Annotated in this window: 10 protein-coding genes and 1 pseudogene; 4 read left to right on the top strand and 7 right to left on the bottom strand. The window is 52.0% G+C overall.

The genetic code is table 11. From position 1 onward, the window contains the following. On the top strand, positions 1–182 hold a 182-nt coding region (locus tag CJZ78_RS14540; protein WP_233128504.1), incomplete at its 5' end, for a hypothetical protein. Between the two features lie 243 nt (positions 183–425). Here the strand turns inward: CJZ78_RS14540 and CJZ78_RS12995 are convergent. From CJZ78_RS12995 to CJZ78_RS13895, 7 genes are all read right to left on the bottom strand, one after another. Continuing rightward, a complete protein-coding gene (locus CJZ78_RS12995; RefSeq protein WP_198953913.1) occupies positions 426–1,592 on the bottom strand; it encodes a DegT/DnrJ/EryC1/StrS aminotransferase family protein in 1,167 nt (388 codons plus the stop codon). Between the two features lie 16 nt (positions 1,593–1,608). Next, positions 1,609–2,253 (bottom strand): acetyltransferase, encoded by a 645-nt coding sequence (locus CJZ78_RS12990; protein ID WP_094561734.1) that lies wholly within the window; start codon positions 2,251–2,253, stop codon positions 1,609–1,611. Beyond that, positions 2,250–2,849, bottom strand: a complete 600-nt coding sequence (locus CJZ78_RS12985) for a sugar transferase (RefSeq protein WP_094561733.1) — start codon at positions 2,847–2,849, stop codon at positions 2,250–2,252. Before CJZ78_RS12985 ends, CJZ78_RS12990 begins: the two co-directional genes overlap by 4 nt. Further along, positions 2,833–3,981: a glycosyltransferase gene (locus CJZ78_RS12980; protein ID WP_094561732.1), complete on the bottom strand. Its 1,149-nt coding sequence runs from the start codon at positions 3,979–3,981 to the stop codon at positions 2,833–2,835. Before CJZ78_RS12980 ends, CJZ78_RS12985 begins: the two co-directional genes overlap by 17 nt. Continuing rightward, complete coding sequence (locus tag CJZ78_RS12975; RefSeq protein ID WP_158217094.1) at positions 3,978–4,904, bottom strand: NAD(P)-dependent oxidoreductase; 927 nt, start codon at positions 4,902–4,904, stop codon at positions 3,978–3,980. Before CJZ78_RS12975 ends, CJZ78_RS12980 begins: the two co-directional genes overlap by 4 nt. Positions 4,905–4,973: 69 nt before the next feature. Further along, a complete protein-coding gene (locus tag CJZ78_RS13900) occupies positions 4,974–6,161 on the bottom strand; it encodes a hypothetical protein (RefSeq protein ID WP_143592950.1) in 1,188 nt (395 codons plus the stop codon). A 120-nt stretch (positions 6,162–6,281) separates the two neighbouring features. Beyond that, positions 6,282–7,394, bottom strand: coding sequence for a glycosyltransferase (locus CJZ78_RS13895; RefSeq protein WP_143592949.1), 1,113 nt, complete (start codon positions 7,392–7,394; stop codon positions 6,282–6,284). A gap of 261 nt (positions 7,395–7,655) precedes the next feature. On the opposite strand from CJZ78_RS13895, the gene CJZ78_RS12970 reads away from it, so the two are divergent. From CJZ78_RS12970 to CJZ78_RS14535, 3 genes and pseudogenes are all read left to right on the top strand, one after another. Next, positions 7,656–7,949 carry a transposase family protein gene (locus CJZ78_RS12970; RefSeq protein WP_158217093.1) on the top strand — a complete coding sequence of 98 codons (294 nt, stop codon included), beginning with the start codon at positions 7,656–7,658 and terminating at the stop codon, positions 7,947–7,949. Beyond that, entirely contained in the window at positions 7,950–8,270 is a 321-nt protein-coding gene (locus CJZ78_RS12965) for a hypothetical protein (RefSeq protein WP_094561729.1), read from the top strand. Further along, positions 8,261–8,515: pseudogene (locus CJZ78_RS14535) on the top strand (hypothetical protein); the annotation flags it as partial. The gene CJZ78_RS12965 and the pseudogene CJZ78_RS14535, both read left to right, overlap by 10 nt.

Raw genomic sequence — 8,515 nt, 5'->3', positions numbered from 1 at the left:
GCCCCATCAGCGCCACAACGGTGAGGCTGTGGAGATCTGCCGCCACCGTGCTGTCGTCTACGAACAAGCACGCCAACGGCATCCCCGCCGGTGGTCACGATCGACGCGTTGCTGGCGTCAGCCGGAAGAGGTCTGGATCAACCCACCGCCACCAGAAATCGAGCCAGATCCAGCTACGTTGATGTTGGGTGCCTGAATGGCAGCAGAGGCGTCATCTTTTCTGGCAGCTACCGGGGCAGCGGATCAGCAGGCGGCGAAGCGACCTGAGCCACCATCCAGCACCACCACCAGATCGCTACCGGCAGTGGAAATGGGAACCGGAGAAACAAGCGGAACAATCCAGGGCCAGGCCAGCCACAGCCCGGAAGCCGAAGTTCCAAACAACAGGGCAAGCAACACGTGGCGACGCTTCGAGCCAAACAGCGCTACCGGCACGCACGCGTCACAACCGTCCGCACAGCGTCGGCATAGCCGGCCATCTGTTCAGGGCTGATGGTGGGGTGAACGAGGAACATCAGGCTGGTGTCGCCGAGTTCACGGGCAACAGGCAGCCGCTCGGCGGGGGCGAGGCCTACATCCTGGAAACACTTTTCAAGATAGATCTCGCTGCAGCTGCCGGAGAGGGCTGGATAACCAAGGGCTGTGATTTCCGAGAGGATGCGATCACGGCTCCAGCCGTCAGCGAGGGCATCCGGTTTCACGAAGGCATAGAACTTGTACCAGGCATGGGTGATGTCCTCGGGAGGCAGGGGCACGCGCACCGCAGGGCAATCGGCCAGGGCTTCTGCGAGCAGCAGGGCGTTGCGGGTGCGAGCGGCGGTCCACTCGGGCAGGCGCTGGAGCTGGATGCGGCCTATGGCGCTCTGCAGTTCGGTGAGGCGAAAATTGGAGCCGAAGCGTTCGTGCAGCCAGCAAAAGCCAGGTGAGAGCTCGCGCCCGAAGACCGCCTCATGGGTTTTGCCGTGATCCTTGAAGGCCCACATGGCATCCCAAAGTTCTGATTGGGAGGTGCTCACCATGCCGCCCTCGCCTGCGGTGGTGAGGATCTTGTCCTGACAGAAGCTCCAGGCCGCCACATCGCCGAAGCTGCCCATCGATTGGCCATTGATGCGGGCGCCATGGGCCTGGGCGCAGTCTTCGATGACGGCGATGCCGTGGGCGCGGGCGAGATCACAGATGGCTGGCATGTCGGCGGGCCAGCCCCCCAGGTGCACCACAGCGATGGCCTTGGTGCGGGAGGTGATCAGCGGAGCAATGGTGGCGGCTGAAATGGCGCCGGACTCGGGATCCACATCAGCAAACAGCGGCCTCGCACCAAGAAGCACTGCGCTGGAGGCAGTGGCAATGAACGTGCGCGGCGTGGTGATGAGCTCATCGCCCGAGCCGAGGCCGATAGCCAGATAGGCAGCAGAGAGGGCCAGCGAGCCATTGGCCATCGCGATGGCATGGCTGCTGCCACACCACTGAGCGAACTCCCGTTCGAAAGCCTTGGTTACCCCGCCCGTCCAAGTGTTCACCTGGCCGGAGGCGAGCACACTTCTGGCAGCATCGATCTGCTCGGCATCGAAGGTGGGCCAGGGGGCGAGGGTCACGAACTCAGAAAGTGAATCAGGAGAAAGACAAGATGCGCGCCGGCACGCCGACAGCAGTGACGCCATCGGGTAGATCCCGAGCAACAGCGGCGCCTGCGCCGACGGTGACATCGGAGCCGATGCGCACTTGCTGGATCACGGAGGCACCGATGCCGATCCAGCTGCGGAGGCCCACCTGAACCTCACCGGCCAGACGGGCGCCGGGGCATATGTGCACACCATCGGCGAGCCGGGAGGCATGGTCAACACTACAGCCAGTATTAAGGATGGTGCCGATGCCGATAGTGGCCTGAGCCTGAACTACCGCCTGGGCGAACACCACAGATGCGGGGCCAATTTGAGAAGAAGGAGAAATCCAGGCCATTGGGTGAATAAGCACCGGCAGGGAATAGCCGGCGGCTTGGAGCTTCTGGATCCAATGCAAGCGGGTAGTTGCATGGCCGATGGCCACTAGGGCAGCCGCAAACTGCACAGGGCTCTCTGGCTGAAGAGACCAAGCGAGCGGGCCAATCACGGGCCAGCCCAGCACAGGAGGGCATGCATCAGAACCGGTCCAATTGTCGTCGAGAAAGGCGACCCGGGAGGCAGCACCACTGGTGAGAGCCGTTTCCGCCACAACCTTGGCGTGGCCGCCTGCACCGAGAATGAGCAGATCGCTCATCGGCTCGCAGCACTGCCAGTGAAGGGCGCCACAGTTACTTCCCCGGCGGCGTTGATGCCTTCGCTTCGCACCACCTTAATCACTGTGAGGACCAAGATGCGCAGATCCAGCCAAAAGCTCTGGTGATCGACATACCAGACGTCGAGACGAAGCTTTTCATCCCAGGAAATTGCATTGCGGCCATTCACCTGGGCCCAGCCGGTAATACCGGGGCGGACCTGGTTGCGGCGGGCCTGCTCGGGGCTGTAGAGGGGAAGATACTGCATCAGCAACGGACGTGGCCCTACGAAGCTCATCTCGCCACGCAGAATATTCCAAAGCTCCGGCAGTTCATCGAGTGAGGTACTGCGCAGCCAGCGGCCGAACGGGGTCAACCGCTCAGCATCGGGCCGCAAGTTGCCGTGGCTGTCGCGGAGGTCTGTCATTGACCGGTACTTGAACAGCCAGAAGGGCCGACCATGAAGGCCGGGACGCTGCTGACGGAACAGCACCGGAGTACCTAGCCGAGCCCGGACAAGCAGGGCTAACACAAGCAACAGAGGCGAAAGCAGCAAAAGAGCGACAACGGCTAGAGCAGAATCAAGCAGTCTTTTCATTCAATAATCGATTGTAGAATTCTACCATAAGATTAGTGATCAATTCTTCTGCAAAGAATTTTGCAGCATAAGATTGTGCAGCTTGGCCTTTCGACTCCAAGCCGGAAGGATTTGCCAATATGTCCTCCATCCTCCGAGCGAGCTCCTGAACATTACCCGCCTCATGCATCCAGCCCGTCTTCCCATCTACAACCGCATCTGTCAATCCATAAATATCCGAAACCAACGCCGGAACCCCACAGGCGGCTGCCTCAATCACAGAAGAACCAAATCCTTCCCGGTAGCTAGGCATACAAAACAGGTCAGCCGCTTGCATAAATCGCTCGGGCTCAGGCGTAAAATCCACCCTTTTAACCTGACTTTTTACATTTTGCAAGAGCACTTGCATCTTGCCAAACAAATTGGCCTCATCTGGCCCCACGACCCACAATTCAGCGTTGGCATTCGAACTGGCGACTTTTGCAAAAGCTCTGGCCAAATCCAAGACGCCCTTATCGTAGTTGAGCCGGCCCAAGTACAAACACACAAAGGCTCCTGTAGGTGTTCCCAGCTTTTTGCGCACTGCCTGCCTAGCAATCTTATCGGGACGAAAGCGCTGAGTATTCACCCCACAGATTGACCCCGCTCCAAGCACTGTGCCACGACTAGCACTTACGACTCCTTGCCCGACTAAGAAGGCTAACTGTGATGGGCTATCTACCAACACATCAGTTGCCATAGCTGCTGTAAGTTTATCGACCGACTTTAGCAACCAACGCACAAGGCCATGGCGAGTAACCCAGACCTGGCCTGTAAAACTATGCACCCGCACGGGTACTCTTGCCATCCAAGCCGCAGCCATACCCAGAAAACCGGCTTTTGGAGTAATAGTGTGTACAGCAAGTGGCCTACCACGCGTAAAACAAAAATACAGAATACACAAAGCTTTCAAGTCCATCCAAGGTGCTATCGGCCGCACCACAGGTATGGACTGAATTACCGAGTCAACCCCTAGCCGTTTCAACAAGGTGCTATCACTTGTGTTCGCTAGCACTTGTACCGGCGCCACTGCTTTTAAAGCTCGAATATGAGGAAGAATAAAACTCACGACGCTCATGGCGTGACTACTGACAAAAATAATGCTGGGATTCATTTTGCAAAGTCTCCGGCAAGTTGGTGCATACCCTCATGTACTGGCACTGTGAGTTTCCAGCCCAATTCAGACTCAATTCTTTGGGTACTATAATAACTACGCAAGCTCATAGCTTTTACCCTACTTACAGTAAGCGGCCAACCTGGCAACCACTTAAATGTGTAAGCTAGAACCTTAGCCAGACGCACATCGATTCTGACAAGGGGATTCATGAGACCTGCTCCACTAGCAAGACCTTGTACCATATCTTCCATAGTTGCCCATGCAGAGACTATGTAAGTCCTATTGGCCGCTTGGGGCTTCTGCACACACAGTCTCAACGCCTGTACCACATCATCCACATGTACATAATTTGCCGAAGCGCCAGGCGGGCCTATAAATGCAAATAGACCCTTCTGCATGGAGCGTAGCATCGCCCGAATAGATTCATTATGCATCCCAGGCCCATACACATTGCTTGGCCTGACTATGCATACTTCAATGGTGTTATCTTGTGCTAACTTCCGAAGTAAATCGTCAAACTGAGTTTTTGATATTTCATAGGAGCCAGACGGATTATCAGGCCATTCTTCAGTCACAACACCGCTACAGTCAGGGCCAAAAGCTCCAACACTGGACAATTGCACCCATCGTTTGACACCGGCATTGACAGCGGCGTGTAGCAAATGAGTTGGGCCTTGAACATTCACTACTGGCATTAGTTCAGCATCTTTAAGTTCAGCAGCTGTATGTACCACAACATGAACACCGCGCAAAGCTCGCGTCCAGTCCAACGTACTTGTTAAATCGCCCTCAACCACTTCAAGACCTGCTTGTGGAGGCCGGTCATAGGGCTTGCGTGTCAACACACGAACACACAAACCACTGGCAAGCGCACTTTTCAAAAAAGCAGAACCTATAAAACCAGAACCACCTGTAAGCAATATCAGGGTAGATCGTGATCTCATAATAGATAATACTTGGAAGGGACAAGAAATATGGTATACTAAAAGCTAGTGAATTGCTTTTGATGCAAGAGGAGGGATTGAAGAACTAATATCAGAGCTGCACAGACGAGCAGGACGCACAGCGGATAAAGACAGGTAGACTAGCATGGGCAATAACATCCACTTCTGCCGAGCAGCAATTCCCAAATTAGCAGTTGTTGCCGCAAGAATAGCCCAAGTAAAAAATGAACATGGAATTAAAAACACAAATAGCGCCTTTGAATGCAGGCGAAAACTTCTCAAGTAGCCGTTAATTCCCAGCAGGAAGACTACAAGGAGGAGCAGATTTTCAATTGCACTTATAAGTGAGAAAAAAGAGTTAATCTCAAGGATTGATGGGCGCAGGAGATATGAAATCATTTGAAAAGGCAATGGGATTCCTTCAATGGTTATTGAACTACCTCCTTCTAGGTTAGACCCTTGCCTGCTCTCAATAAAGGCATTCAGGTCATCAGAAGTTGCATTTTGAGATATGCCAACATAATCAGCGATCAAGGGTGCTACGAGAGACAGACAGACCATGAAAACAACTAGAAAAGATAGTCGTGATAAAAAGGGCAGCTGCCGAGAAAAGAGTAGACTAACTGCAAAGGAAAGAATCATTATCCCGGCAATATGAGGACGGACTAGAAGCATCAAAGCAATAGAGGATAAAGCTATCGTCTTACGCCTACTAATATCAAGTGCAGACCATAGTGCGAGGCACGAAGCTGTAAAAGCAAAAGGATCTTTGCCAATTGCTGAGGACCAAAAGCTAAGGGAAGGAAGAAAGACCACTAATGTGGCCAGTTTCTTAATTAGCTGAGTCTTGTCTGCGGTTAAACTTCGAATAGTTGAATCAAACGCGAGATAACCACAGGTACCAATAATATTGTAAACAAGAAAGCAGGATAGATAAGAAAGGCCAAGGGCACCAGAAAGGAGAGCCGTCAGCTGAAAAATAAATGATGTGCCTAAAAGAGAGAAACTCGAAGAATTTAAATAAGATCCATTGTAGTAATCTAAAGAATCAGCGCCTGAAGTTAGAGAGAAAACGAGATATGCAATACACCAGACTGTATGCCAGGAGTATAAGATTCGTGAGCGTTTTTGAGTTTGGTTAAATTTTCTTCCAAACAGATCAGAGACCTTAAGTCCAAGTATCCAAACAAGAACAGGAGAAACTGCATCCCAAGGCGAGGCAAAAAAATCCATGAAACAATAGCTATTAAGCAATCAGAAGTGCAGCAGATCGCCTTTGGGACAAGAAGCCTTTCGAAATATCAGAACGATACGATTTTCGTGTGCAGGAATCTCTTAAATAATCCTGTAGAATCACAAGGAGGGAGTATTAGTTTTCATAAGAAAGGAAACCACTTCATTAATCGATGCAAGTTTATCAATTAAAGGAATTGATCGGCTTCGTACCTCTTGGCGATCAATTGTTTTGCAGTGCCAGCCAAATTCTATCATTTCATTTATAGAAGGTTTTTGACTTATCAGTACATGATTGCTATTCACGGGCAAAGCAATATCCTCATGGCCAGAGTAAACTGGAAGGCCAAAGGCAAGCATTTCTCTGACCTTTAATGTTGAGCCTTCTGTTAGGTTTTGTCTATGCAAAGCAAATGATGCAATACCATAATCACACGTCTCAAGGATTGACGTATACTTAATTTGATTCATATGACCATGAATTATAAATTCGGCATTTGGAAAATTATTTGCAGAAATAAAGCTAGCCAACTCTACCGAAAGGCTCCCTATCAAGTTGATAGTAAGAATTTCCGAAGAATCAGCAGCTACGAGACAGGCTTCCAGGATTCTATCAAGCCCGTGCCATGCGCTGTAGAAACTACAGATGAATGCAATATTAATAGAATCCAAGCTTCTTCTATCTTCCAAGACAGGAATCTTGCTAGACAATATACCATTTGAATACCTGCAGATTGGCTTTTGTGGTGAATACTTAAAGCGTTGATATTCGGCTATTTCCAAAGTAACCCCAAATATAGCTTTTGCAAAAGAGGCTGAGAATCTAGCGAATATCGCCTCAGTCCAAGATGCTAAAATCCCTCGAAAGTCATTTTTAACCAAACGAAGTTCTTCGACTTCTTTGGCATGATGCACACTGCATCTGTTAGCAACTAGAGGCGAGAATATGATAGAGAAAGGATCAAATGTTATGTGCCGCATAAGTATATAGTCATAATTTTTGCTAAGGCGAAGTGCAACAAGCCATGAAAAAAGCTTACGCCTAAACTGACCTCTAAAGATTAGAGGAATAGTATGGGCAAATGGTTGCAGTGTTTTTTCGTCTTGATAGGCTATCGTTGACCATGCGCAGCCTTGCAATGCCTTGGCTGATTCATATTCGTAATGAAGTTGCTTGATTTGGCCAGAATTAAGTTCTCTGGCTACAGTCAAATGAAGCACACGAAGATTCATTGGCGAAATTGATTGAGTGTTTATTGGACCCAGCATGACTAAGAGGTTGCTGAAAAAGCCAGCCAGCTGCGGGAGAATTGCGTAACGGTTATGAGATGATGCGCGGCCTGCAGGAAGGGACCGGGCCCCTGTTCTCGTAAATCTCCAAAGAAGTCCTCATCCCGGCCGGTCATCCCCTCCGCCAGGGCCGACTGAAAATCAAACACAAGGAGCATGGTGCAGCCATGCTGGAGCCGGTTGGATGGGGTCTGCTCTGGTCCCATGCCTCCGCTTTCATCGAGTCCTGATCTAATCACCTTTCTGCAGGCTCTGCCAGAAGGACGTCAGCGTCGAGGGGTGCGCTATCCCCAGTGGTTGTTGCTGTTGATAGCAATCCTGGACATCCTCAGCGGATGCCGCAGCGCCAGGGATCTGGAGCGTTTTTCTAAATGCCATCACCAGGCCTTCGGCGCAGCACTGGATCTGGAGCTGCCGAAGGCGCCCTGCATTTCCACCTTTCTCTACCTGTTTGAGCGGGTGGAGCTCGAGCAGCTTGTTGGGTTGCTGAGGAAGTAGATGCTGGCCCAGATCGCTGATCAGGACAAGGATTTCGACCAATTGATCTGTGACGGCAAAACCCTCAGGGGCTCAGCGTCTCAGCCCGATGGGGCCGATGGAGCCACGCGCTTTGTCGCCCAGGTCACGCTCTACGCACGGGAGCTTGTCGTGGCCATCGCGCAGACGTCGTTTGACACCGGTGACTCTCATCAGCAGGCGGCACTGAAAGCGCTCCTGAGAACGCTGGAGTTCGACGGCGTGTTGATCCAGGCGGATGCGCTGCACACCTCACCAGCGTTTTTCAGCTCGCCACCGAGCAGGGCGCCGACTTGCTCCTGACGGTCAAAAAGAACCAGCGTCGTCTGCATCAGCAGATCGTGTCACAGATCCGCGGAAATCGGCACTTCCCTGTTGTGATCTGCGATTTCGATGCCAGCCATGGTCGCTATGTGAGATGGACTCTGCGTGCCCGCAATGCCATTGAGGCCAGGGCTGATTCAAAGTCTCAGCAAGCTTCGGGCTGGGGTTGCCGCCGCACCATTGCCAGCAGCGCCTTGATGTCGTGCATCACCGCCTGCAGGCCG

This window comes from Synechococcus sp. 8F6 (assembly GCF_002252665.1).
GTDB lineage: Bacteria > Cyanobacteriota > Cyanobacteriia > PCC-6307 > Cyanobiaceae > Cyanobium_A.
Note: the sequence above shows the minus strand (reverse complement) of the source record. Positions and strands in the feature narration are given on the sequence as shown.